General features: G+C 70.4%; 24 protein-coding genes. 14 read left to right on the forward strand and 10 right to left on the reverse strand.

Going from position 1 to position 22,809, the window contains the following annotated elements; all coding sequences use genetic code 11:
* Together AC1DWR_RS14065 and AC1DWR_RS14070 are read left to right on the forward strand one after the other, a co-directional pair.
* Entirely contained in the window at nt 1-654 is a 654-nt protein-coding gene (locus tag AC1DWR_RS14065; RefSeq protein WP_477612560.1) for a GntR family transcriptional regulator, read from the forward strand.
* A gap of 40 nt (nt 655-694) precedes the next feature.
* The gene (locus tag AC1DWR_RS14070; RefSeq protein WP_477612561.1) at nt 695-1,714 is read left to right on the forward strand and encodes a 1-aminocyclopropane-1-carboxylate deaminase; all 1,020 of its coding nucleotides are present in this window, start codon (nt 695-697) and stop codon (nt 1,712-1,714) included.
* Here AC1DWR_RS14070 and AC1DWR_RS14075 read toward each other — a convergent pair.
* Nucleotides 1,693-2,505 (reverse strand): hypothetical protein, encoded by an 813-nt coding sequence (locus tag AC1DWR_RS14075; protein WP_477612562.1) that lies wholly within the window; start codon nt 2,503-2,505, stop codon nt 1,693-1,695. The two genes, AC1DWR_RS14070 and AC1DWR_RS14075, sit on opposite strands and share 22 nt — an antisense overlap.
* Nucleotides 2,506-2,727: 222 nt before the next feature.
* Between AC1DWR_RS14075 and leuA the strand changes: the two genes are divergently transcribed.
* Nucleotides 2,728-4,473, forward strand: a complete 1,746-nt coding sequence (gene leuA, locus AC1DWR_RS14080; protein ID WP_477612563.1) for a 2-isopropylmalate synthase — start codon at nt 2,728-2,730, stop codon at nt 4,471-4,473.
* Nucleotides 4,474-4,524: 51 nt separating this feature from the next.
* Here the strand turns inward: leuA and AC1DWR_RS14085 are convergent, their stop codons facing one another.
* Together AC1DWR_RS14085 and AC1DWR_RS14090 are read right to left on the reverse strand one after the other, a co-directional pair.
* Nucleotides 4,525-6,012, reverse strand: coding sequence for a hypothetical protein (locus AC1DWR_RS14085; protein ID WP_477624672.1), 1,488 nt, complete (start codon nt 6,010-6,012; stop codon nt 4,525-4,527).
* 170 nt (nt 6,013-6,182) lie between these two features.
* On the reverse strand, nt 6,183-6,812 hold the full coding sequence (locus AC1DWR_RS14090; RefSeq protein WP_477624673.1) for an alpha-ketoglutarate-dependent dioxygenase AlkB: 630 nt from the start codon (nt 6,810-6,812) through the stop codon (nt 6,183-6,185).
* A gap of 114 nt (nt 6,813-6,926) precedes the next feature.
* Between AC1DWR_RS14090 and AC1DWR_RS14095 the strand changes: the two genes are divergently transcribed.
* From AC1DWR_RS14095 to AC1DWR_RS14105, 3 genes are read left to right on the forward strand one after another with little or no spacing between them, the layout of a single operon-like run.
* Entirely contained in the window at nt 6,927-7,055 is a 129-nt protein-coding gene (locus AC1DWR_RS14095; RefSeq protein ID WP_477624674.1) for a hypothetical protein, read from the forward strand.
* A 53-nt stretch (nt 7,056-7,108) separates the two neighbouring features.
* Entirely contained in the window at nt 7,109-7,945 is an 837-nt protein-coding gene (recO, locus tag AC1DWR_RS14100; protein WP_477612566.1) for a DNA repair protein RecO, read from the forward strand.
* Nucleotides 7,942-8,724 carry an isoprenyl transferase gene (locus AC1DWR_RS14105; protein ID WP_477624675.1) on the forward strand — a complete coding sequence of 261 codons (783 nt, stop codon included), beginning with the start codon at nt 7,942-7,944 and terminating at the stop codon, nt 8,722-8,724. The genes recO and AC1DWR_RS14105 overlap by 4 nt, the downstream gene beginning before the upstream one ends.
* Nucleotides 8,725-8,751: 27 nt before the next feature.
* Here AC1DWR_RS14105 and AC1DWR_RS14110 read toward each other — a convergent pair whose 3' ends face one another.
* From AC1DWR_RS14110 to AC1DWR_RS14135, 6 genes are read right to left on the reverse strand one after another with little or no spacing between them, the layout of a single operon-like run.
* A complete protein-coding gene (locus tag AC1DWR_RS14110) occupies nt 8,752-9,171 on the reverse strand; it encodes a Fur family transcriptional regulator (protein WP_477624676.1) in 420 nt (139 codons plus the stop codon).
* The gene (locus AC1DWR_RS14115; protein WP_477624677.1) at nt 9,168-10,217 is read right to left on the reverse strand and encodes a metal ABC transporter permease; all 1,050 of its coding nucleotides are present in this window, start codon (nt 10,215-10,217) and stop codon (nt 9,168-9,170) included. Before AC1DWR_RS14115 ends, AC1DWR_RS14110 begins: the two co-directional genes overlap by 4 nt.
* Complete coding sequence (locus AC1DWR_RS14120; RefSeq protein WP_477612570.1) at nt 10,214-11,047, reverse strand: metal ABC transporter ATP-binding protein; 834 nt, start codon at nt 11,045-11,047, stop codon at nt 10,214-10,216. Before AC1DWR_RS14120 ends, AC1DWR_RS14115 begins: the two co-directional genes overlap by 4 nt.
* Nucleotides 11,044-12,000 (reverse strand): metal ABC transporter substrate-binding protein, encoded by a 957-nt coding sequence (locus AC1DWR_RS14125; RefSeq protein ID WP_477624678.1) that lies wholly within the window; start codon nt 11,998-12,000, stop codon nt 11,044-11,046. The genes AC1DWR_RS14120 and AC1DWR_RS14125 overlap by 4 nt, the downstream gene beginning before the upstream one ends.
* Before the next feature lie 53 nt (nt 12,001-12,053).
* Nucleotides 12,054-12,338 carry a DUF6703 family protein gene (locus AC1DWR_RS14130; protein ID WP_477624679.1) on the reverse strand — a complete coding sequence of 95 codons (285 nt, stop codon included), beginning with the start codon at nt 12,336-12,338 and terminating at the stop codon, nt 12,054-12,056.
* An 18-nt stretch (nt 12,339-12,356) separates the two neighbouring features.
* Nucleotides 12,357-13,559, reverse strand: a complete 1,203-nt coding sequence (locus AC1DWR_RS14135) for an aminotransferase class I/II-fold pyridoxal phosphate-dependent enzyme (protein ID WP_477624680.1) — start codon at nt 13,557-13,559, stop codon at nt 12,357-12,359.
* 113 nt (nt 13,560-13,672) lie between these two features.
* Here AC1DWR_RS14135 and AC1DWR_RS14140 point away from each other — a divergent pair, with 113 nt between their 5' ends.
* From AC1DWR_RS14140 to AC1DWR_RS14170, 7 genes are all read left to right on the forward strand, one after another.
* Nucleotides 13,673-15,076 (forward strand): glycine--tRNA ligase, encoded by a 1,404-nt coding sequence (locus AC1DWR_RS14140; protein ID WP_477624681.1) that lies wholly within the window; start codon nt 13,673-13,675, stop codon nt 15,074-15,076.
* A gap of 65 nt (nt 15,077-15,141) precedes the next feature.
* A complete protein-coding gene (locus tag AC1DWR_RS14145; RefSeq protein WP_477624682.1) occupies nt 15,142-15,657 on the forward strand; it encodes a SigE family RNA polymerase sigma factor in 516 nt (171 codons plus the stop codon).
* Complete coding sequence (locus AC1DWR_RS14150) at nt 15,654-16,919, forward strand: hypothetical protein (protein WP_477624683.1); 1,266 nt, start codon at nt 15,654-15,656, stop codon at nt 16,917-16,919. Before AC1DWR_RS14145 ends, AC1DWR_RS14150 begins: the two co-directional genes overlap by 4 nt.
* Before the next feature lie 108 nt (nt 16,920-17,027).
* Nucleotides 17,028-17,963, forward strand: coding sequence for an ABC transporter ATP-binding protein (locus AC1DWR_RS14155; protein ID WP_477613407.1), 936 nt, complete (start codon nt 17,028-17,030; stop codon nt 17,961-17,963).
* The gene (locus tag AC1DWR_RS14160) at nt 17,960-18,763 is read left to right on the forward strand and encodes an ABC transporter permease (protein WP_477612577.1); all 804 of its coding nucleotides are present in this window, start codon (nt 17,960-17,962) and stop codon (nt 18,761-18,763) included. The genes AC1DWR_RS14155 and AC1DWR_RS14160 overlap by 4 nt, the downstream gene beginning before the upstream one ends.
* Before the next feature lie 59 nt (nt 18,764-18,822).
* Nucleotides 18,823-20,067 carry a sensor histidine kinase gene (locus AC1DWR_RS14165; protein ID WP_477612578.1) on the forward strand — a complete coding sequence of 415 codons (1,245 nt, stop codon included), beginning with the start codon at nt 18,823-18,825 and terminating at the stop codon, nt 20,065-20,067.
* Complete coding sequence (locus AC1DWR_RS14170) at nt 20,064-20,672, forward strand: response regulator transcription factor (protein ID WP_477612579.1); 609 nt, start codon at nt 20,064-20,066, stop codon at nt 20,670-20,672. Before AC1DWR_RS14165 ends, AC1DWR_RS14170 begins: the two co-directional genes overlap by 4 nt.
* A gap of 25 nt (nt 20,673-20,697) precedes the next feature.
* Here the strand turns inward: AC1DWR_RS14170 and AC1DWR_RS14175 are convergent, their stop codons facing one another.
* A complete protein-coding gene (locus AC1DWR_RS14175) occupies nt 20,698-21,537 on the reverse strand; it encodes a sulfurtransferase (protein WP_477612580.1) in 840 nt (279 codons plus the stop codon).
* A gap of 38 nt (nt 21,538-21,575) precedes the next feature.
* Between AC1DWR_RS14175 and dusB the strand changes: the two genes are divergently transcribed.
* On the forward strand, nt 21,576-22,805 hold the full coding sequence (gene dusB / locus AC1DWR_RS14180; protein ID WP_477612581.1) for a tRNA dihydrouridine synthase DusB: 1,230 nt from the start codon (nt 21,576-21,578) through the stop codon (nt 22,803-22,805).
* Nucleotides 22,806-22,809 lie beyond the last annotated feature (4 nt).

Below are 22,809 nucleotides of genomic sequence, written 5' to 3' on the forward strand. Positions count from 1 at the left end.
GTGCCGATACCGTCCTCCCAGACCCCCGTGTCCCGTGCCCTGCTCCGCGACGACGTCTACCGGCGGGTGAGGGACGCGATCGTCGACGGCACCCTCGCCCCCGGCGAGCAGCTCCGCGACCAGGAGCTGGCGGTCTGGCTCGGCGTGAGCCGGACACCGGTGCGGGAGGCCCTGCTCCGCCTCCAGCAGGCCGGGCTCGTCGCCTCCCTCCCCGGCCGCTCGACCACGGTGGCTTCGCTCGACCACCGCGCGGCCCGTGACGCCCAGGCAGTCGTTGCCCAGATGCATCGGTTGGCCGTCCACGACGCCGTCGGACAGCTGACCGCCGACGACCTCGACCGCATGCGCGACGCCAACGCGCGCTTCCGTGCGGCTCTGGAGGCTGGTGACGCCGAGGCGGCGCTCGCCGCCGATGACGAGCTCCACGGCATACCGGTCTCGGCAGCGGGCAATGCGGCGCTGGCGGCCGTCCTCGACCAGTTCACCCCTGTCCTTCGGCGGGTCGAGCGACTGCGCTTCAGTTCGCTCTCAGGCCGCGGGTCGGTCGCCCTGCACGCCCGGCTCATCGACCTGTGCGAGGCGGGGGACCGCGAGGCCGCCGCCGAGGTCTCCCACGAGACGTGGCAGACCCTCGCACCCCTGCTCGACACCTGACCGCTTCAGCCCAGCCAGCCCTCTCAGCCCAGGAGACGCCATGTCGATCCACGACTTCGAGCGCTACCCGCTCACCTTCGGCCCGAGCCCGGTGCACCGCCTCGCGCGCCTCACCGAGCACCTCGGTGGCGCCCAGGTGTGGGCCAAGCGCGAGGACTGCAACAGCGGACTGGCCTTTGGTGGCAACAAGACCCGCAAGCTCGAGTACATCGTGCCGGACGCGCTCGCCCAGGGTGCAGACACGCTCGTGTCCATCGGTGGGTACCAGTCGAACCACACGCGTCAGGTGGCGGCGGTCGCGGCGCACCTCGGTCTCAGGTGCCGCCTCGTGCAGGAGAAGTGGGTGGACTGGGACGACCCGGTCAACGACAAGGTGGGCAACATCCTGCTGTCACGGATCATGGGCGCCGACGCCCGCCTGGACCCGCACGGCTTCGACATCGGCATCCGCTCGTCCTGGGAGGACGCCCTCCGCGAGGTCGAGGAGGCGGGCGGCAAGCCCTACGGCATCCCGGCCGGCGCGTCGGAGCACCGGCTCGGCGGGCTCGGCTTCGCCAACTGGGCCTACGAGGTGGTCGAGCAGGAGAAGGAGCTCGGGGTCTTCTTCGACACGATCGTCGTCTGCACGGTGACCGGGTCGACCCACGCCGGCATGATCGCCGGGTTCGCGGCGCTCGAGGATGGGGGCGGTCGGCCTCGCCGGGTGCTGGGGATCGATGCCTCGGCGACGATCGACAAGACGCGCGACCAAGTGCAGCGCATAGCGCAGCACACCGCAGACCTCATCGGGGTCGGCCGGCCGCTCCGTGACGACGAGGTGACGGTGCTCGAAGGCTGGGCCGGCGACCTCTACGGCATCCCGGTGGAGTCAACGGTCGACGCCATCAGGCTGAGTGGCCGGCTGGAAGGCATGATCATCGACCCCGTCTACGAGGGAAAGTCGATGGCCGGCCTCGTCGACCTCGTGACGTCCCGCGAGATCCCCGAGGACTCGACGGTGCTCTACGCACATCTCGGCGGGCAGCCCGCCCTCAACGCCTACTCAGGGATCTTCGACTGACCGGCGAAGGTCCAGCCGCGTTCGGCCAGCGCCTCTCGCAGGAAGCGCAGGGCGATCGGCCCCACGCCGTGGAGCGCCGCCAGCCCTTCCTCGCTGCGGTCCCTGACCTGCTCCAGGGTCCAGATCCCCTCGGCCCGCAGAGCCCGCGTCGCCGGGGCGCCGATGCGAGGCAGGGGAGTGCCGTCGGGGGCTGTGGCCCGGTCCAACCGAGGAGCACCCGACTCGGCGTCGACCACGGCCGCGCCGCGGGGTGAGAGCCGGTAGCCGATGTCGAGCGACTCCGTGAGGCCGAGCTCCTTGAGCTTGCGGACGTCACGCTTGAAGCTGGGGGTGTCCCGGCCCAGCTCGGCGGCAAGCTCCGGCGCGCGGACCGTGGGGAAGCGGTCGATGATCGCCAGCGTCGCCCTCGTCCAGGGGCCGATCCCCGAGGCGCGGTCGAGCCGGTCGAGTCGCTCGCGGATCGTGGCCACCTCGTCGGCCTCAGGCAGGGTGGCGCGCAGCTGCTCCCTCGGGTCGGCTCCCGCGTGGCGCAGCCCGACCCGCCACACCGGGCGGTCGGCCTTGGCCTCCAGCATCCGGCGCAGCTCGAGGAGGGACTTCGCGCCGGCCCGCCGGGCCTCCTCTGCAGTGATGCGCGAGGGGGCCACCTTGTCGACGGAGGTCACCTCCAGCAGGCCCACGCGGGTGCGCAGCCGGGTGCCCACGACGACCCGCGGACGGTCCCAGCGCCGGAACGCCAGATCGACGTCGCCCGCCTTGATGGCCGCGAGGGTGTCCGGTCGGATCATCATGGCGGCAACCTACCGGGCCAACGTCCGGATGGTGGGCGACGTGGTTCGGACGTTGGACGTGGGCCGGGCACGCGGCATACCCTCGTCCCGTGCGTTCCTTGCGCCTCCTCCTTCGCCGCCGCGGCGGGGCCTGACCGATCAGCCGCCCCTCGTCGCGGAGTTCGCGTTGCCGGCTGAGACCCTGAGTACAGCCACCTGCAGCGAATCGTGAGGCGAGAGAACATGATCCACCCCCAGCAGCCGTCGGGTATGCCGGTCGCGAAGTACGTGCCGTTCAAGGACCAGATCCCCTTCGAGCTGCCGGACCGCACCTGGCCGACGCGCGTCATCGAGCGTGCCCCGCGCTGGTGCGCGGTCGACCTGCGCGACGGCAACCAGGCGCTCATCGACCCGATGAGCCCGGACCGCAAGAAGCGGATGTTCGAGCTCCTCGTGCGGATGGGCTACAAGGAGATCGAGGTCGGCTTCCCCTCGGCGAGCCAGACCGACTTCGACTTCGTGCGGATGCTCATCGAGGACGACATGATCCCCGACGACGTGACGATCCAGGTCCTGACCCAGTGCCGCGACCACCTGGTCGAGCGGACCTTCGACTCCATCCGCGGGGCCAAGCAGGCGATCGTGCACTTCTACAACTCGACGTCGATCCTGCAGCGTCGCGTGGTCTTCGGGCTCGACCAGGACGGCATCGTCGACATCGCCCTCCAGGCAGCGCGACTGTGCCGCAAGCTCGAGGAGACCATCCCCGACACGATCGTCTACTACGAGTACAGCCCGGAGTCCTACACCGGCACCGAGCTCGAGTTCGCGGTGCGCATCTGCAACGAGGTGGCCGACGTCATCGACCCCACGCCGGACCACAAGATGATCATCAACCTCCCGGCCACGGTCGAGATGGCCACGCCCAACGTCTACGCCGACTCGATCGAGTGGATGATCCGCCACCTCGAGCGGCGCGAGTCGATCGTCGTGAGCCTGCACCCCCACAACGACCGGGGGACCGGCGTGGCCGCGGCCGAGCTGGCCTACCTCGCCGGCGCCGACCGCATCGAGGGCTGCCTGTTCGGCAACGGGGAGCGCACCGGCAACGTCGACCTGGTCACCCTCGGTATGAACCTCTTCAGCCAGGGCATCGACCCGCAGATCGACTTCTCCAACCTCGACGACATCCGTCGCACCGTCGAGCACTGCAACCAGCTGCCCGTCGGCGAACGCCATCCCTGGGGCGGGGACCTCGTCTTCACCGCATTCTCCGGGTCTCACCAGGATGCGATCAAGAAGGGCTTCGAGGACATGGACCGCCAGGTCAAGGCGTCCGGCAAGTCCATCAACGAGCTCGTGTGGGGCGTGCCCTACCTGCCGATCGACCCGCACGACGTGGGCCGTTCCTACGAGGCCGTGGTCCGCGTCAACAGCCAGTCGGGCAAGGGCGGGGTTGCCTACCTGCTCAAGACCGAGCACCAGCTCGACCTGCCGCGTCGTCTCCAGATCGAGTTCAGCGGGGTCGTCCAGGCCAAGACCGACAGCGAGGGTGGCGAGGTCAGCGCGGCCCAGCTGTGGGAGATCTTCCAGGACGAGTACCTGCCCGCGGTCGACGGCGCCGTCAACACGTGGGGCCGCTTCACGCCGGTCAGCCACTCGCTCATCAGCGAGCAGGGCGGCGTCGACCGGATCAGCGCGACCATGCTCGACCGCGGCGTGGAGGTCACGATCGAGGGCACCGGCAACGGACCGATCGCCGCGTTCATCGACGCGTTGTCGACCCTCGGGGTCGACGTCCGCGTCCTCGACTACGCGGAGCACGCGCTGTCCGCAGGTGGCGACGCGAAGGCTGCCGCCTACGTCGAGTGCGCCGTCGGCGACCGCGTGCTCTGGGGCGTCGGCCTGCACTCCTCGATCGTCAAGGCGTCACTCACCGCGGTGCTGTCCGCCGTCAACCGTGCGGAGCGGATGGCCCCGGGCGAGTGACCTGAGGTATGCCGCGTGGCTGGGCCACGCGGCATACCGTCGCCGTCTCCGTCAGCGGATGCGGGTCGTGTAGGTGGCGCTCGTCGGCGCCGACTCGTTACCCACGGGGTCGGTGGCCGTCGCCCGCACAGTGACGGAGCCGGCCTTGCCGGTGAGGACACCGGCTCGGGCGAAGTAGTCCTCTCCCAGGACGACCGACCACGTGCCGGAGGAGCTCGACGTGGTGGTCGTGTAGGGCGCCCCGTCGGAGTGCAGGACGCCGATGGTGAGCCCGCCTTCGACGGTCGTGCCCGAGAGGGTGACCGTGCGGGTCTTGATCGTCGAGCCCGGTGTGGGCGAGACGATGGTGGGCGGTGCCGGGGCGAGCGTGTCGACGGTGAAGGTGCGGGTCTTCGTCGCGATGACCTGCTGCGAGGCGACCATGCTCACGGTCAGGGTGCGCTCGCCGTCGGCGACGTAGGCCAGGCCGCCGCTGTAGGTGCCGGAGTAGCAGTTCTGCTCGGCGACCCACGGGTCGGAGTCGACGCTGATGCGCACGGTCGTGCCCTCGGCACACTGGCCGGAGAAGTCGACGAACGCGTTGTGGAGGCTGCCCTCCTGCGGGGCGTCGATGGTGAGGCGGGACGGGTCGATCGCGAAGCGGACGGCGGCGCAACCCTCACCGGTGAATCCCTCGCCGTCGGTGAGGCGAGCGCAGATCGTGTTGTCCCCGTAGGTCAGGTAGGCGTAGGCGTTCCAGTTGCCGTCGCCGTCGGAGAACGCCTCACGGACGTCGTGGCCGTTGATGGACACGATGACGGTCTGGCCCGGACGGTTGCTCGTGCCCCGGATGTAGACCGCCTCGGTGTCGACGGTCGACCCGTCGGCGGGGGAGGTGACCTCCACGACGACCGGTGGGGGCGCCACGACGGTGAACGAACGGTCGGCCGAGGCGAAGCTCGTCCCCGCATACCGAGCCTCCACCCTCAGCGAGTGCGACCCGGCGGCCACCCCGTAGTACTCCTGGTAGAAGAAGTCGTTGCTGCAGTCGACCGTGGCCGTGGAGCCGCCGTCCAGTGCGAGGGAGACCTGGGTGCCGTTCTGGCATGGACCGCTCACGGAGAAGCGGGTCGCCACCGACGCACCCTGCTCGGGCCAGGCGACGGCGAACGCGTTCGGGTCAGGTCGGACGGTGCGGTTCACGCACGCGGTGGCGGGCGTCACGTCGTCGACCCGGACCAGCGCGCAGATGCTGTGGTCGCCGACCTGGAGGGAACCCACGGTGGTCGACCAGGCGCCGCGGCTGTCGACGGTGGGCGTCTGACCGGTCTCGACGCCGTCGACGACCATGGTCACGGTGCCGTTCGGCGAGCTCGCCTTGCCCGAGACCGGCACGAGGACCGCCGTGCCCGACGTCCCGTCCGCCGGACTCGTGATCGAGACGCTGGCGCGTACGGGTTTGGCCGCACCGGCCGGCACGGCGCCGCCGACGAAGGCGACCAGGGCGGCCACCAGGGCAGCGAGGACGCAGAGCGGGCGACGGGTGAGGTGCAGGCGCATGTGGAATCCCCCCATAGCGGACAAGTCGACACTGACTCGTGCCCGGAAGGATGACCCATCCCCACCAAGTTTGGCAACCCCCAATCTGCCCTGACCTGCACAAACGCCGAGGGGCGGCCGCTTGGCGCCGGCGGACCGGCTCGGTCGTCGCGTGCCGTGGGATCGGCGGGTCAGCGGACGCCGCGGGGGCGGAACTGGATCGAGATGCGCGGACCGACCGCCTTGGTGGTCTTGGGGATCGCGTGGTCCCACGTGCGCTGGCACGAGCCACCCATGACCACCAGGTCGCCGTGGCCGAGGGAGAAGCCCCTCGACTCCCCGCCACCCCGTGGCCGCAGGGCCAGGGTGCGGGCCGAGCCGATGGACAGGATCGCGACCATGGTGTCCAGGTCCTTGGCGCGGCCTATCCGGTCGCCGTGCCACGCGACGGAGTCGCGGCCGTCGCGATAGAGACACATCCCGGCGGTCACGAAGGGCTCGCCGAGCTCCGCGGCATACCACCGGGACAGGGCGTCGCGGGCCTGCGTGAGGACCGGGTGGGGGAGAGCCTCGTCCTCGTCGTAGAACTTCAGCAGTCGGGGAACATCCACCATCCGCTCGTACATCTCGCGGCGCTCCGCGTGCCACGGCACCTCGCCGTGCAGGGACTCGAACAGCGTGTCGGCGCCGGCGAGCCAGCCCGGTCGGTAGTCGACCCACGCACCGCGCGACAGCTCCGTGCGCGTCAGGCCCCCCGACAACGGGTGCAGCTCGATCTCGTCAGCGGTGTCGAGGAGCGAGCCCTGGAAGGCCATGGACATGCCCCCACGATAACCCATCTTCGAACAGGTGTTCTAGCCTTTCAGCGTCTGTCGGGCTCGGCAGCTCCAAGCGGTTCTCCAAGTGGTGCTGCCGGGTGGCGCTACCGTCGTCCCATGGCGCAGAGGGACACTGGCGACGACAAGCTGGCCAGCGGACTGGCGTGTGGTTTGTGGGTGGGGCTGGTCGCAGTGGTGCTGCTGGTCCTCATCGTGGTCGTGGCGGTCTACGGCTTCGGTCTCTGAGCCGCGCGGCACGGCAGACGAGCTTCGGGCCCGGGACTTGCGACAATGGAGGCATGCCGCTCTACCGCGACGAAGGGATCGTCCTGCGCACCCAGAAGCTGGGTGAGGCCGACCGCATCGTCACCCTGCTCACGCGCACCCTGGGCAAGGTCCGCGTCGTCGGCAAGGGTGTCCGTCGCACCAAGAGCCGCTTCGGGGCGCGGCTCGAACCGGCGATGATGGTGGACGTCCAGTGCTATGAGGGCCGCAACCTCGACACCGTGACCCAGGCCGAGACGCTGGCCTCCTGGGGTGACGTGCTGGCGCGGGACTACACGACCTACACCGCCGCGGCCGCGATGCTCGAGACCGCCGATCGGCTCACCGAGGAGCGCGAACCCAACCTCCAGCAGTACCTCCTGCTCCAGGGCGCGCTGCGCTCGATGGCCGAGGGACTGCACGACCCCGGCCTGGTCCTCGACGCCTACCTGCTTCGCGCGCTCGCCGTGGCCGGCTGGGCGCCGAGCTTCCACGACTGTGCACGCTGCGGCGCCGAGGGGCCGCACCGCGCGTTCAACCTCGCCTCGGGTGGCACTGTCTGCCCCGTATGCCGTCCGGTCGGGTCTGCTGCGCCCGCGCCCGAGACGCTCGCCCTCTTGGCCGCCCTGCTGGCCGGGGACTGGGTCATCGCCGACGCGTCGCAGGGGCGACACCGCCGAGAGGGCAGCACCCTGGCCAGCGCCTTCCTCCAGTGGCACCTCGAGCGGGGTGTGCGATCGTTGCGCCTCGTGGACCGACGTGACCCCGACCAGCCCCGGCTCGACTCCCGCGTGACGTGGTCGCCCGCACCGCTCAGCGTGGTGGAGAAGGTCGAGGCGGCACACGCCGCCGCCCAGGTGGCCAAGGCGTGAGCACGGCATACCCCCGGCCGTTCGCCCACCCGAGCGGCGCCCAGCCACCGTCGCTGCCCGCCGAGCTCGTGCCACGCCACGTCGCGATCGTCATGGACGGCAACGGACGCTGGGCCAACCAGCGAGGCCTGCCCCGCACCAAGGGCCACGAAGCCGGAGAGGCGGCCCTGCTCGACGTGACGGCCGGCGCGGTCGAGGCCGGTGTGACCCACCTGTCGGCCTACGCCTTCTCCACCGAGAACTGGAAGCGCAGCCCCGACGAGGTGCGTTTCCTCATGGGCTTCAACCGCGACGTGATCCGGCGCCGTCGCGACCAGCTGCACGAGTGGGGCGTCCGCATGCGGTGGGTCGGTCGGCGGCCGCGCCTGTGGGGCTCGGTCATCAAGGAGCTCGAGATCGCCCAGGAGCTGACCAAGCACAACACCGGGCTGACCCTGTACTTCTGCGTCAACTACGGCGGGCGTGCGGAGATCGCCGACGCGGTGCAGCGGATCGCCGAGCAGGTGCAGCGTGGCAAGCTCAAGCCGGGATCGATCGACGAGAAGACGATCGCGCGGCACCTGCCCGAGGCCGACATGCCGGACGTCGACCTGTTCGTGCGCAGCTCGGGGGAGCAGCGGACCAGCAACTTCCTGCTGTGGCAGAGCGCCTACGCCGAGATGGTCTTCCAGGACACGCTGTGGCCCGACTACGACCGGCGCCACCTGTGGGCGGCCATCCAGACCTACGCCGAGCGTGATCGACGCTACGGCGGGGCAGTCGACCTTTCCACGACCTGACGAGGGGCCCCCCACCGCGAGCAGCGGTCAGGACGAGGCGCAGGTGGCGCAGGTGCCGAAGATCTCCAGCGTGTGGCGCACCTCGGTGAACCCGTGCTCCGCACTGACCCGAGCCGCCCATGCCTCGACGGCGGCACCCTCGACCTCGACGGTCCGGCCGCACTCGCGGCAGACCAGGTGGTGGTGGTGGCCGGTCGAGCAGGCGCGGTAGACGGCTTCGCCCTCGTCGGTGCGCAACATGTCGATCTCGCCCTCGGCGGCCATCGCCTGGAGGTTGCGGTAGACGGTGGCGAGCCCGACCTTGTCCCCGCCCTCGCGCAGCAGGGCGTGCAGCTCCTGCGCAGAGCGGAACTCGCCGGTCTCGGCCAGGACGGCAGTGACAGCGGCTCGCTGGCGGGTGGGGCGCCGAGCGCCCTCGGTGGTGGGCCGTTCCTGGACTCCGGTCATTGTGGTGCCTTCTCCTTCTCGGCCTCATGACTGCCGTCGTGCGGACTGCCGTCGTGGTGGTGGCTGATCGCCTCGTGCCTGGCGGGGTCGTGCTCGTCGTAGTGACCCTCGTGCGGAGCGTGCCGGTGCCCGTCGTGGACGTAGTCGACGTGGTCGCCGTGGGCGACTGCGGGGTGGCCGCACTCGGGACCGTGCTCGTGGTCGTGGCGCTCGGCTCTTCGGTGCTGGTGGGCCCGCGCCCTGGCGACTGCCCCCGTGCCGGTGGCGGCCACCACGAAGAACCCGATGGCCAGCAGCACGATCGTTCCGCCGGAAGGGGTTTCGGCGTAGAACGACATGATCACCCCGCCGACACTGGACACGACGCCCACGAGCACCGCCCATCGCGTGGATGCGCGGAAGCTGCGCCCCAGCAGCTGGGCGGTCGCGTTGGGGATGATCATGAGGGCGCTGATGAGCAGCAGCCCGACCACGCGCATCGACACCACCACCGTCACGGCTGTGAGCACGGCCAGGGCGATGTTGAGGCCGGTGACGGGAAGCCCGCTGGCCCGGGCGTACTCCTCGTCGTTGGCGACGGCGAACAGCCACGGCCGGAGCAGCCAGGTCGCGAAGAGCACCACCAGGGCGAGTCCGGCGAACACCCACAGGTCGCGCTGGTCGGCCGTGGTGATCGCACCGAACAGGTAGGCCGTGAGGTTGGCAGGGCTGCTGCTCGGCGACTTCGCGATGATCACCACACCGGCGGCGATACCGCCGTAGAACATCACGGCGAGGGCGATGTCGCCACTGGTCCGGCCCCGCCCGCGGATCACCTCGATCGCGACCGCCGCGGCAACGGCAGCCACCAGGGCAGTGACGACCGGGGCCTGGCCGGTAAGCACGCCGACCGCGACACCGGCGAGGGCGACGTGACCCATGCCGTCACCGATGAGGGACAGCCGGCGCTGGACGAGGAAGACCCCGACGAGGGGCGCGGCGACACCGACCAGGACGGCGGCGATGAGGGCCTGCCGCATGAAGTCGAGGGACAGCAGCTCGCTCATGAACGCACACCTCCGCGCGGGTCGAGGGGGCCGGCTGATGGGGCGCCGGGCAGTCTCGAGGTGGTCATGCGGTCCTCGTCCTCATGGTGGTGGTTGTCGGCGGACGACGCGAACTCGCCTGTCCGGGCAGCGAACTCGTCACGCGACCCGTCGAAGGCGATCCGCCCGGCTTGCACGACCACGATCCGGGTGACGATGTCGGCGAGGGCGGCGAGCTCGTGGGTGACGATGACCATCGTGGTGCCGCGTCCGGCGAGCCGGGCCAGCACCGCCGACAGCACCTGCTGGTTGGCGGCGTCCACCCCGGCAGTCGGCTCGTCCATCAGCAGGACGTCGGGGTTGGACGCCAGCGCCCGGGCGATGAGGACGCGGCGCTGCTGGCCGCCCGACAGGGTTGCCACGTCGGCGTGCGCACGGTCGTTCAGCCCGACGACGTCGAGGGCGCGGTCGATGATGGCGGCGTCCTGCGCCGTCCTGATGACCGGTCGCCACCAGCGGTGGTGGGGCAGTCGTCCGACCGCGACGATCTCGGTGACGGTGGCCCGCACGGACGCCGAGAGGGTGTGCCGTTGGGGCACGTAACCGAGCCGGGCGAAGTCCGAGAAGGACTCACGCGGCTGGCCGAACAGCTCCACGTCGCCACCGAGGTGGTCGTTGAGGCCGAGCAGACCGCGGACCAGGGTCGACTTGCCGGACCCGTTCGGCCCTAGGACCGCCACCACCTCTCCGGGACGGACCGTCAGCGTGGCGCCGGTGACGACCGGCTGGTCCGCGTAGCCGAAGCTCGCGCGCCGCAGCTCGATGATCGGTGGCACGTCCGTGGTGGTCATGAACACTCCTGTCCCGCGCGCAGGATCCCCAGGTTGGCCCGCATCACCGCGGGGTAGTCGCGACCGGCCGAGGCGCTGGTGATGCCCTCGATCGGGTCGAGCACGGCCAGTCTCGCACCGGTCTCCTGGGCCAGTGTCTTGGCGACGTCCTCGCTCACGAGCGTCTCGGCATACACGGTGCTCGCGCCGGTCTCGCGGATGTGCCTGGTCAGCACCGCCATGGCAGCCGGGCTCGGTTCGGCGTCGGGGGTCAGGCCCGTGATGGACTCCTGGTGGAAGCCGTAGGACTCGGAGAGGTAGCCGAAGGCAGCGTGCGAGGTGACGAGCTCGTGGTTGGCGCAGCTCTTCAAGCCGGTCCGGAACTCGGCGTCCAGGGTGGTCATCGCCGCTCGGAACACCTTCGCATTCGCCTGGTATGCCGCGGCGTTCGCCTTGTCTCGCGTTGTCAGCTCGGCGGCGATCGCGTCGCCGACGTCGGCGTAGCGCATGGGGTCGAGCCAGAAGTGCGGGTCGCGAGTGCCTGACGCGTCGGCTGCGTGCCCGGCGTGTTCCTCCTGCGTCTCGCCACCGTGGTCGTGACCGTCCTCGACCGCGACCAGGTCGAGCCGCGCGGCAGGGGAGACGTCGAGAGCCGTGTCATGTGCCTGCCCGTCGACGGCGGCGTCGACAGCGGGCTGGAAGTGCTTCTCGTAGACCACGAGGTCCGCCTCCGCGACCTTCGCGACCTGCCGCGGGCTGAGCTCGAGGTCGTGCGGCTCGGCGCCGGGCTTGGTCAGGCCCGTGACGACCACGTGGCTGCCCCCGATCTGGGACACGGCGTACTCCAGGGGGTAGAAGGCGGCCACGACACCCAGTCGACGGTCGTCGGCGCCGCGCCCCCCGGCCCCGCCGCAGGCGGAGACCATGGCGATGGACAAGAGGCCTGCGACCAGACCGAGGGGGCGAAGCGTCATGACAATCATTCTCATCTGAAGTGAGAACGATTGTCAAAGTCGCCTGGCGACGCTCAGGTGCGCGGGATGGCTCGCGTGATGGTGATGGCCACGGCGATCAGCAGAACCGCGAACCTGCCCAGTCGTGCGGTCCGGTCCAGCGCCGGCCACGCCAGGTAGAGGGTCCAGCCGAGGAAGGCCACGACGACCACGAGGAACAGCCAGCCCCACGTCGGGACGAGGATGCCGGCGACCATCAGGCCCAGGACCAGGAGGAAGGGGACCGCACGAGGCATCCGGTTCAGGGCGTTGATGACGGGCAGGCTGACGTCGGCGACGCGTTCACGCAGGGAGGGCACGGGCGAAACCCTATGTCGTCAGGTGCCTCGGACCTGCGCCAGCGCCGTCGCGAACCGCGGCAGGCTCTGCTCCATCACCGGGAGGGTCTGGGTCAGGGAGATCCGGAAGAAGCCCGGCGTCTCGAAGATCCTGCCGGGCATCACGATCACGCCCAGGTCTGAGAGCAGTCGCACGAACGCCTCGTCGTCGGGCACCGGCGAGCGGGGGAAGAGGTAGAAGGTCGCCTCGGGCACCCTGAGGTCGTAGCCGATCCGGCGAAGCCCCTCGACCATGAAGTCACGCTTGACCTGCAAGTGAGCCACGTCGAGGCTGAGCTCCTCGAGGCGCGGGGTGGCGTACTGCATCACGTTGTTCGGGAAGAGCCACCCCGCAGCGATCTGGACGCTCTCCACGGCCTCGATGATGGCGTCCACCACGTCGGCGGGCATCGACGGGGGCAGCGCGAGGTAGCCCAGCCGCTGTCCGGGTGACACCAGGACCTTGCCGTAGGAGTAGCAGAGCAGGGTGTAGGGGTAGTGCTGGCCCGGGCTGACGAAGCGTGCCCCGTCGAAGACCAGCCGGTTGTACGCCTCGTCGGACACGAGGTAGATCCGCCGGCCGTTCCTGGCGGACGCCTCCTCGAGCAGCGCGCCCAGGGCCTGCAGGGTCGACGCAGGGTAGATCCGACCGGTGGGGTTGTTCGGGGTGTTCACGATGACCACCCGAGTCCTCGGGGTGATCGCGGCCTCGATGGCGGCCAGGTCGAGGTCGAAGGTCGCGGGGTCGATCCGCACCTTGATCGGCACCAGGCTGGCCTCGAGGACCAGGGACTCGTACAGGAACCACGGCGGGAGGCTGAAGATGACCTCGTCGCCGGGGTCCGCCACGGTCTTGAGCGCGGTGGCGATGGCACCGAAGCCGCCGGTGGTCATGCGGACGCGGTCGGCCGGCCACGCGATCCCGAGGTGCCGCGACAGCGAGGCGGCGGCCGCCTCCTGGGCCGGCTCCTGGCTGAACTTGTAGGCGAACCAGAGCTCGTCCTTGGGCAGGGCGGCCTCTCGCAGCGCCTCGACGTAGGCCGGCTGGGGCAGCTCGTGCGGGTCGCCGAAGGTGAAGTCGAGCACGCCGGGCTCGAGGCGGTGCTCCTGGTAGCCGGACTTGCGGGCGAAGTCGAAGAGCATCCGGAAGGACTCGGCCTGCTGGATCCGCACCGCCCGCGTGGAGACGGGGTGGTCACTCATGGCCACCAAGGCTAGGCGGGGCCCGTGGTGGTCGGGACCACCATTCGACGGAGGCGGCCACGCGGCATACCCGTCGAGAGCCGAGCCGACGCACGCACAGTAACCTTCTGCGCATGGCTGCACCTTCCACCGTCGACACCGTCGTCTCCCTCTGCAAGCGCCGAGGCTTCGTCTTTCCCTGCGGCGAGATCTACGGAGGTACGAGGTCGGCGTGGGACTACGGCCCGCTCGGCGTCGAGCTGAAGGAGAACATCAAGCGCCAGTGGTGGAAGAGCATGGTCACCAGCCGCGACGACGTCGTGGGCCTGGACTCCTCCGTGATCCTTCCGCTCCAGACCTGGGAGGCCTCCGGTCACGTCGCGACGTTCTCCGACCCGCTCGTCGAGTGCCTGTCCTGCCACAAGCGGTTCCGCGCCGACCACCTCCAGGAAGCGGTGTTCGAGAAGTCGGGGGCCAAGCACGGGCTGACTTCGCCCGACGAGGTCAAGCTCGCCGACGTCGCCTGCACCAACTGCGGCACCCGTGGCCAGTGGACCGAGCCGCGCCAGTTCTCCGGGCTGCTGAAGACCTACCTCGGTGTCGTCGAGGACGAGTCGGGCCTGCACTACCTGCGGCCCGAGACCGCGCAGGGCATCTTCCTCAACTTCCTCAACGTGATGAACACGGCCCGCAAGAAGCCGCCGTTCGGCATCGCCCAGACCGGCAAGAGCTTCCGCAACGAGATCACCCCGGGCAACTTCATCTTCCGCACGCGCGAGTTCGAGCAGATGGAGATGGAGTTCTTCGTCAAGCCCGGCGAGGACGAGGACTGGCACCAGTACTGGATCGACGAGCGCACCCGCTGGTACACCGACCTCGGGATCAACCCCGACAACCTGCGCCACTTCGAGCACGCCCAGGAGAAGCTCAGCCACTACTCCAAGCGCACCGTCGACATCGAGTACCGCTTCGGCTTCACCGGCAGCGAGTGGGGCGAGCTCGAGGGCATCGCCAACCGCACCGACTTCGACCTCACCACGCACAGCAAGCACTCGGGCACCGACCTCGTCTACTTCGACCAGGCGAGCGGCGAGAAGTACACGCCCTACGTCATCGAGCCCGCGGCGGGCCTGTCGCGAAGCCTGATGACCTTCCTCGTCGACGCCTACACCGAGGACGAGGCCCCCAACACCAAGGGCGGCGTCGACAAGCGCGTGGTGCTCAAGCTCGACAAGCGCCTCGCGCCGGTCAAGGCGGCGGTGCTGCCGCTGTCGCGCAACGCCGACCTGTCGCCGAAGGCCCGCGACCTCGCGGCCACCCTGCGCAAGCACTGGAACATCGACTTCGACGACGCGGGGGCGATCGGTCGTCGCTACCGTCGTCAGGACGAGATCGGCACGCCGTTCTGCATCACCGTGGACTTCGACACCCTCGAGGACCAGGCGGTCACCATCCGTGAGCGCGACACCATGGCGCAGGAGCGCGTCTCGCTCGACAAGGTGGAGGAGTACCTCGGAGCGCGCCTGCTCGGCTGCTGACGCCAACCTTTTGCGTGCTCTCGTGCGTTACTGAGGTGAGATGACTCGCCGAGGTGGGAGGTGGCATGCGGCACGAGATGGACGAGGAGTTCGCTCGCTACGTGCGGGCGCGCCAGCACCGGTTGCTTCGCGCGGCGTACCTCGTCTGCGGTGACGCCCACCTGGCCGAGGACCTCCTCCAGGCAGCTCTGACCAAGGTCGCAGCCCGTTGGGACAGGCTCCGGCACGAGAACCCTGACGCCTACGTGCGGCGGATCCTCTACCGCGACGCCGTGTCCTCGTGGCGCAGGACTCGGCGCGAGTCGCTGTCGTCCCTGCCGCTCATCGAGGTCCCGGTCCACGATCGATCGGAACAGACCGGGCAGCGGGTCGACCTCGAACGAGCCCTGGCAGAGCTCACGCCCAAGCAGCGCGCGATGGTCGTGCTGCGCTTCTTCGAGGACCGCAGCGAAGGCGAGGCCGCGGAGGTTCTCGGCGTCTCGGTCGGCACGGTGAAGAGCCAGACGCACGCGGCGCTGGGTCGGCTGCGCACGCTGCTGCCGGACTTCGCGCCACACCTGTCCGGAAAGGACCAGCCATGACCGAACGGGATCTCGGCAGCCTCCTCGAGCGGGCCAGCGAGCAGCTGCCGGAGGTGGACTTCGCCCAGGGTGCGTGGGCGGCTGCCCTGGCCGAGCGAGCACGTCGCCGCCGGTTGGCGGTGGGCGCCGTCGGTGTCGTCGCGGCGGTGGGGCTGGCTGTCGCCGCCGTCCAGCTGGGGGGCTCCACCAAGCCCCGGCCGACGCCCGCCATCACCTCCACGACGCCGGCCCGCACCGGCACCCTGTCGGACGGAACGGCATACGCGGTCATGCCCCTGGAGGGCGCCGAGGCGCAGCTGCCCGACTTCGATGCCGGGCTGCCCTCGGTCATCGACGTCCGCGCCAGGAACGCCGCCCACCCGTTTGCCGGCCCGCCCGCGTCAGTGGTCGCGGTCTACCTGCGCGCGGACGGGGACGTCTTCCATCCCGTGCTCGTGGCGAGGGACGGGACGCAGACCGTCGTCGACAAGGTCGACCTGGTGAGCACGGACGAGGCCAACGGGAACGCCGCGACGCCGCTGGGTCCCCGTGCCTTCGGCGGGGGAGGGCGGTACGTCGTCTTCCCCCAACGGGACCACGTGGTCCGCCTCGACACCCAGACCGGTGAAACGGTCTCCTATCCGGTGCCGTCCCTGGTCGTGGAGTGGGCCGGATGGAATGCCTCGGGCAGTGCGATCGTGGCTCGGGATGCCGATCATCAGGCCTGGGTCATCGACCCCGGGAAAGCGGGCGCGAAGGCCGTGCGGGTCGATGCTGGGTACGACGGAACTTTCCGGGTCACGTCTGTCGACATGAACTCGGACGGGCTGATGGTCACGAGGTTCGACGAGCTGGGGCACCCAGGGGCTGAGTCCCCCGTGCGGGCCCCGGTGGCCTCAGTGTTTAAGGACACGGTCAGCACGGGTGTGTTGGCGGCGACGGGTGTGTTCTTCGACCAGAACGTGACGGCAGAGGTGATTCGGCGCGGCAACGGCCCGATCTACCAGGGACTGTTGGTCGTCGACGCGGGGTCTGCCTCGGCCCGTGTCCTGCTGGCACCGGAGAACCCGGACGGACAGACCGGCCGGTTCAAGGGGTGCTGCACGGTGCTCGGCTGGGCCGACGCCACGACCGTCCTGTACGAGTCGGTCGGCAGCCACGGCCGGTGGATCTTGGCCTGGAACGTCGACACCGGAGCGGTCTACGACGTGTCCCGTCTGACCACTGGCGCTGCCGACGACCCGCCGACCGCCATCGCGCTCAACGTTGGCGTGCGCAACTGACCCGGCACCTGTCCGATGGGGGCCCACCTGACAGACGTCATGGGGACGTCGTGACGACTGTCCGAGACCAGGGGCGGTCCCTCGCGGCATCGTGGCGCCATGCCACAGATGCAGACCCCCGCGAAGACGCTCGGGGTGCCACGAGCCGCGGAGGAGCTGCCTGCCATCGAGCTCCGCGGGCTCACCAAGAGCTTCGGCAGCGTGCGCGCCGTCCGGGGGATCGACCTGACGGTGCGACCCGGCGAGATCGTCGCGTTCCTCGGTCCCAACGGGGCAGGCAAGACCACCACCATCGACCTGGTGCTCGGGCTGTCCCGCCCGGACCAGGGGAGCGCGCAGGTCTACGGCATGGAGCCCTCGGCGGCAGTCCGACGTGGGCTGGTCTCGGCCGTGATGCAGACCGGCGGACTCCTCAAGGACCTCACGGTCGAGGAGACCCTGCGGCTCACCGCGAGCCTGTTCAGCAACACGCGACCGGTGGCCGAGGTGCTGGGTCGCGCCGGCATCTCGGACATCGCCGGACGGCGGGTCGTGAAGTGCTCCGGCGGCCAGCAGCAGCGGCTGCGGTTCGCCATGGCGTTGCTGCCGGACCCTGAGCTCCTCGTCCTCGACGAGCCCACGACCGGCATGGACGTCACGGGGCGTCGCGACTTCTGGGGGGCGATCCGTGAGGACGCCGAGCAGGGGCGCACGGTGCTGTTCGCCACGCACTACCTCGAGGAGGCCGATGCCTACGCGGACCGGATCGTCCTGGTCAGCCACGGCCAGGTGGTCGCCGACGGCACGGCGGCGCAGGTCAAGGCACTGGTGTCAGGCAGGACGGTCCGCGCGACGTGGCCAGGCGCGGATGTCGTTGCGCTGCAAGAACTTCCCGGGGTCGAAACCGTGGAGGTGAGGGGTGACTCCATCCTCATCGCGTCCACCGACAGCGATGCCGTCGCCCGTCACCTGCTCGTGTCCACCGACGCTCGCGACCTCGAGATCACCTCGCGCGGGCTGGAGGACGCCTTCATCTCGCTCACCACCGACGAAGGACAGCCATGAGCACCACCACGTCCACCACCGCGTCCGCGGTCCCGCAGCGGGACGTCCCACCTCTCGGCGGTTTCAACAGCACCCTGCTGCGGCTCGAGCTGCGCCGCATGCTCCGCAACCGGAGGACCGTGATCTTCTCGGTTGTGCTCCCCGTCGTCTTCTTCCTCCTGTTCGGGACCGGGAAGGACTACTCGCTGAAGAGCGCCGGGGCGCACGGCAACTGGGCGGCCTCGATCATGATCTCGATGGCGTTGTACGGCGCGATGCTCTCCACGACGGCGGGTGGCGCCATGGTCGCCACGGAACGCAGCCAGGGATGGAGCCGCCAGCTGCGGCTCACCCCGCTCACGCCCGCGGCATACATCGTCGTGAAGGTGCTCGTCGCAATGCTCCTCGGTGCGGTCTCGGTTGCTGTGACGTATGCCGCGGGGGGCTTCACCCAGGCGCAGCTGGACGGCCCCCTGTGGGTCGAGACAGCCCTGATCGCGTGGGTGGGGTCGCTCGTCTTCGCGGCGTTCGGGGTGTTCATGGGCTACCTGCTGCCGAGCGAGAACGTCATGCAGATCCTCGGTCCGGGCCTGGCCCTGTTGGCCTTCCTGGGTGGCTTGTTCACGCCGCTCGACCAGATGGGGTCGACGTTCCAGACGATCGCGAAGCTCACCCCGATGTACGGCCTCAGCGAGCTGGCCCATGCGCCGCTGAAGGGGACAAGTCCTGGGTGGGCGGCGGTCGTCAACGTGGCGCTGTGGCTCGTGGTCTTTGCGGGAGGGGCGGCATGGCGCTTCCGACGCGACACGGCGCGCGTCTGAGCCTGCTGCGGGCGTTGCGCCCATTCACCACCGACCCCGTCTCTGCGAGGCTGGGGCCTGTGAGCGAGCACAGCACCGAGGACGTGGTCCCGGGAACCCCCGGGCGCGTGGGGGCTCCCGAGCCGCGCCCGCAGTTCTTCGCGGGCACGGGCGAGAACACCTGGGGCGAACGAGTCCTCGGCTTCTTCTTCGCCAGCATCTGGCTGGTGTTCCTCTGGGACGCTGTCGGTGCGGCCTGGGAGCAGCGAGAGACCCTGCGCGCCGATGGTGGTCTGGTGGTGCTCGCGCTGTTCGTCGTGCTCTACCTCGTGCACTTCTCCCACCTGCGAGCGGCGGTCTGGGGGACCCGCGGGTCGATCGCCTCGCGTTGGTACGTCACGTCGGTGGGGCTCCTCTACTGGGCCGCCCTGGCGGTCCTGGCTGCCCTCGCCCCCCTCACCATCGGCCAGGAAGGTGCAGCCACGTGGGTGTTCCTCGCGGTGTCGGGGTTGTGGACCTTCCAGGTCCGCATCGGGTTGGCCATCGGTGGGGCGCTGGTGGCGCTCTACGAGTTCCTCACCTTCCACGTCGACGGCTGGCGTCACGACGCGAGCATCAGCATGTCGATGGTGCTCGCCATGGCCGCCGTCACCGGAGGGATGATCGCGTCGCAGCGGCAGCGTGCCCTGGCCGAGGCGCGTGAGGAGAACGCACGCCTGGCCATCCAGGACGAGCGCAACCGGATGGCCCGCGACGTCCACGACATCCTCGGCCACAGCCTCACGGTCATCACCGTCAAGGCCGAGCTGGCCGCGCGGTTGATGGACGTCAGCCCCGAGCGGGCCAAGGTGGAGGTCGGGGACCTCGAGCGGCTCGCCCGGGACGCCCTCGCCGACGTGCGCCAGGCGGTCGCGGGTTTCCGCGAGACGTCGTTGCCGGCCGAGCTGGCCCGTGCCCGGTCCTCGCTGGCATCCGCCGGGATCGAGGCAGACCTGCCCACCGCGGCCGACGCCGTGCCCAGCCACCTGCGCGAGCTGTGCGCCTGGACGCTGCGCGAAGGCGTCACGAACGTCATCCGGCACAGCGGTGCCACCAGCTGTCGAGTGACTCTCGACGAGCGGGGGATCACCGTCGTCGACAACGGTGCCGGCGCCCGGCCGGGCACGCCCGGCACCGGACTGCTCGGACTCAAGGAACGCGCTGAGGGCGCCGGCGCCCGGCTCGTCACGGGGCCCGTCTCACCACACGGCTTCGAGCTGTCGGTCACCTCCTCGCCGCCCCCGCGCTCCGTGGATCCGGACTGGCACGAGAGGGTTCAGGCATGACGATCCGCCTGCTGCTGGCCGACGACCAGGCCATGGTCCGCGGTGCCATCGCCACCCTCCTCGGGCTCGAACCCGACATGGAGGTCGTGGCGGAGGTCGGCAGCGGTGATGCCGTGGTCGCCGCGGCTCGCAGCAGCAAGCCGGACGTTGCGCTGATCGACGTCGAGATGCCGGGGCTGGACGGGATCGCTGCCACCGCGGCACTCCACGAGGCAATGCCCGGCGTGCGGGTGCTGATCGTCACGACGTTCGGCCGCCCCGGCTTCCTGCGTCGCGCGCTGCAGGCCGGCGCCAGTGGCTTCGTCGTCAAGGACACTCCCGCCCGCCAGCTCGCCGAAGCCGTGCGCCGCGTGCACTCGGGGCTGAGGGTGGTCGACCCGGCCCTGGCCGCAGACTCGCTGGCCGGTGGTGAGTCGCCGCTCACGGCGCGCGAGACCGAGGTGCTGATCGCTGCCCGCGAGGGCGGGTCGGTGGCGGACATCGCCCGGCACGTGAGCCTCTCCGAGGGCACCGTGCGCAACCACCTCTCGTCAGCGATCGGCAAGACCATGGCACGCAACCGCGCGGACGCCGTGCGGATCGCCGACGAGTACGGCTGGCTCTGAGCGGTGGTTGTGTAGCGCAGCGGGCTCAGTCGCCCGTCGCGACCGGACGGCTCGGGTCGGTGATCCACTCGCTCCACGACCCTGCGTAGAGAGCCGCCTCGATGCCCACTTCGTGGAGGGCGAGCACGGTGTGCGCGGCGGTGACCCCCGACCCGCAGTAGGCCACCACCGGTCCCGACGTCGGAAGTCCCTTGCGTGAGAACAGCTCTCGCAGGTCGTCGGCACCCAGGAACCGTCCGTCCGGGCCGACGCTGTCGGTCGCGGGGGCGTTGACGGCACCCGGCACCCGACCTGCCACGGGGTCGATCGGCTCGGTCTCGCCACGGAAGCGCTCGGGCGTCCGGACGTCGAGGAGCACGCCGTCCCTGGCTGCCGTGGCTGCTCCGACCGCATCGATCACGGGCATGCCGCCGGCGTGTGCCTCGAACGCGCCCGCGCCGGGTGCGGGCAGCTCCGACGTCACCGGACCACCTGCGGACCGCCAGGCCGCGAGACCGCCGTCGAGAACCCGCACGTCGCGAGCCCCGAAGTGGCGCAGCACCCACCACGCCCGGGCCGCGGCATACGACGGGCCCTGGTCGTAGACGACGATGCGCGAGTCGTTCGCGGCACCGCACCGCTGCGCCGCCGCGGCGACGGCGTGTGCCTGGGGGAGCGGGTGACGACCTCCGCGCCCGGGCGGCCCGGCGAGCTCGGCGTCCAGGTCGACGTGGTGGGCACCCGGGAGGTGCTCGGCCGCATACAGCTCTCGCCCGGGCGGGCCGGCTGCACTGGTGAGGTTCCACTGGACGTCCACGAGGACGACTGCACCCGGATCCCGGGTGAGGTCTGCGAGGAGCTCGGCGGCGCTGATCAGGGCACGCATTCGGCCAGTCAAGCACCAGATGGGACACTGGTGCCGCCATGACCACGACCTCAACGCGCTCCGCCCCGCAGCAGCAGGCGTCGACCGCCGTCCTGCCTCCGCTGCAGATCGGCCGGCACACCATCGAGTCCCCGGTCGTGCTCGCCCCGATGGCCGGCATCACCAACCGGGCATTCCGCAAGCTGTGCCGCGAGTACGGCGACCAGGGGCTCGACCAGGGCGGCGCCAGTGGCGCGACCTCGCTCTACGTCAGCGAGATGATCACCTCGCGCGCCCTTGTCGAGCGGACGCCCGAGTCGATGCGGCTCATCGAGCACGACCCCCAGGAGAACCCGCGGTCGATCCAGCTCTACGGCGTCGACCCAGCCACCGTCGCCGCGGCGGTGCGGATGCTCGTCACCGAGGACCGCGCCGACCACATCGACCTCAACTTCGGCTGCCCCGTCCCCAAGGTGACCCGCAAGGGCGGCGGCGCCGCCCTGCCCTGGAAGCGCGACCTCTTCCAGGCCATCGTCACCGGCGCGGTCCGGGAGGCCAGCCCGTATGCCGTGCCCGTCACCGTGAAGATGCGCAAGGGCATCGACGACGAGCACCTGACCTACCTGGAGGCCGGGCTCATCGCCGAGCGCGCCGGGGTCGCAGCCGTGGCCCTGCACGGTCGCACCGCCTCGCAGGCCTACTCGGGCGAAGCCGACTGGAGCGCCATCGCGCGACTCAAGGAGACCGTGCGGAGCATCCCGGTCCTCGGCAACGGCGACATCTGGTCGGCCGAGGACGCCGTCCGGATGGCCCACGAGACGGGCTGCGACGGCGTGGTCGTCGGGCGCGGCTGCCTGGGTCGTCCCTGGCTGTTCACCGACCTGGCGGCGGCCTTCGCCGGGACGCCGGCTCGTGTCGAGCCCACCCTCGGCGAGGTGACGGCCACCATGCGCCGTCACACCGAGTACCTCATCGACTTCTACGGCGACGAGTACAAGGCCTGTCGAGACATCCGCAAGCACATCGCCTGGTACCTCAAGGGATTCCCGGCAGGTTCCACAGTGCGCCACCAGCTGGCGCTCGTCGACTCGCTGGCCGCGCTGGACCGGCTGATCGCCACGATGGACGCCTCGGCCCCCTGGCCCGGTGATCCTGCCGAGGGGCAGCGCGGGCGCGCTGGATCACCCCGACACGTCGCCCTGCCCGAGGGCTGGCTCGACAGCCAGGAGCTCAGCGAGGCCCATCGCCTGGCGGTGTCCGAGGCCGAGCTGTCCGTCTCCGGCGGCTGAGGGG

It is taken from the genome of Pedococcus sp. P2_E2 (genome assembly GCF_056403955.1).

Bases quoted from the DNA above. Each gene is read 5' to 3' on its own strand.
- leuA (WP_477612563.1), top strand. From the start codon at position 2,728: ATGATCCACCCCCAGCAGCCGTCGGGTATGCCGGTCGCGAAGTACGTG.
- AC1DWR_RS14135 (WP_477624680.1), bottom strand. From the start codon at position 13,559: ATGAGTGACCACCCCGTCTCCACGCGGGCGGTGCGGATCCAGCAGGCC.
- AC1DWR_RS14120 (WP_477612570.1), bottom strand. From the start codon at position 11,047: ATGACCACCACGGACGTGCCACCGATCATCGAGCTGCGGCGCGCGAGC.
- AC1DWR_RS14085 (WP_477624672.1), bottom strand. From the start codon at position 6,012: ATGCGCCTGCACCTCACCCGTCGCCCGCTCTGCGTCCTCGCTGCCCTG.
- AC1DWR_RS14110 (WP_477624676.1), bottom strand. From the start codon at position 9,171: ATGACCGGAGTCCAGGAACGGCCCACCACCGAGGGCGCTCGGCGCCCC.
- AC1DWR_RS14175 (WP_477612580.1), bottom strand. From the start codon at position 21,537: ATGCGTGCCCTGATCAGCGCCGCCGAGCTCCTCGCAGACCTCACCCGG.
- AC1DWR_RS14090 (WP_477624673.1), bottom strand. From the start codon at position 6,812: ATGTCCATGGCCTTCCAGGGCTCGCTCCTCGACACCGCTGACGAGATC.
- recO (WP_477612566.1), top strand. From the start codon at position 7,109: ATGCCGCTCTACCGCGACGAAGGGATCGTCCTGCGCACCCAGAAGCTG.
- AC1DWR_RS14115 (WP_477624677.1), bottom strand. From the start codon at position 10,217: ATGAGCGAGCTGCTGTCCCTCGACTTCATGCGGCAGGCCCTCATCGCC.
- AC1DWR_RS14125 (WP_477624678.1), bottom strand. From the start codon at position 12,000: ATGACGCTTCGCCCCCTCGGTCTGGTCGCAGGCCTCTTGTCCATCGCC.
- AC1DWR_RS14150 (WP_477624683.1), top strand. From the start codon at position 15,654: ATGACCGAACGGGATCTCGGCAGCCTCCTCGAGCGGGCCAGCGAGCAG.
- dusB (WP_477612581.1), top strand. From the start codon at position 21,576: ATGACCACGACCTCAACGCGCTCCGCCCCGCAGCAGCAGGCGTCGACC.
- AC1DWR_RS14155 (WP_477613407.1), top strand. From the start codon at position 17,028: ATGCAGACCCCCGCGAAGACGCTCGGGGTGCCACGAGCCGCGGAGGAG.
- AC1DWR_RS14140 (WP_477624681.1), top strand. From the start codon at position 13,673: ATGGCTGCACCTTCCACCGTCGACACCGTCGTCTCCCTCTGCAAGCGC.
- AC1DWR_RS14070 (WP_477612561.1), top strand. From the start codon at position 695: ATGTCGATCCACGACTTCGAGCGCTACCCGCTCACCTTCGGCCCGAGC.
- AC1DWR_RS14145 (WP_477624682.1), top strand. From the start codon at position 15,142: ATGCGGCACGAGATGGACGAGGAGTTCGCTCGCTACGTGCGGGCGCGC.
- AC1DWR_RS14075 (WP_477612562.1), bottom strand. From the start codon at position 2,505: ATGATGATCCGACCGGACACCCTCGCGGCCATCAAGGCGGGCGACGTC.
- AC1DWR_RS14095 (WP_477624674.1), top strand. From the start codon at position 6,927: ATGGCGCAGAGGGACACTGGCGACGACAAGCTGGCCAGCGGACTGGCG.
- AC1DWR_RS14170 (WP_477612579.1), top strand. From the start codon at position 20,064: ATGACGATCCGCCTGCTGCTGGCCGACGACCAGGCCATGGTCCGCGGT.
- AC1DWR_RS14160 (WP_477612577.1), top strand. From the start codon at position 17,960: ATGAGCACCACCACGTCCACCACCGCGTCCGCGGTCCCGCAGCGGGAC.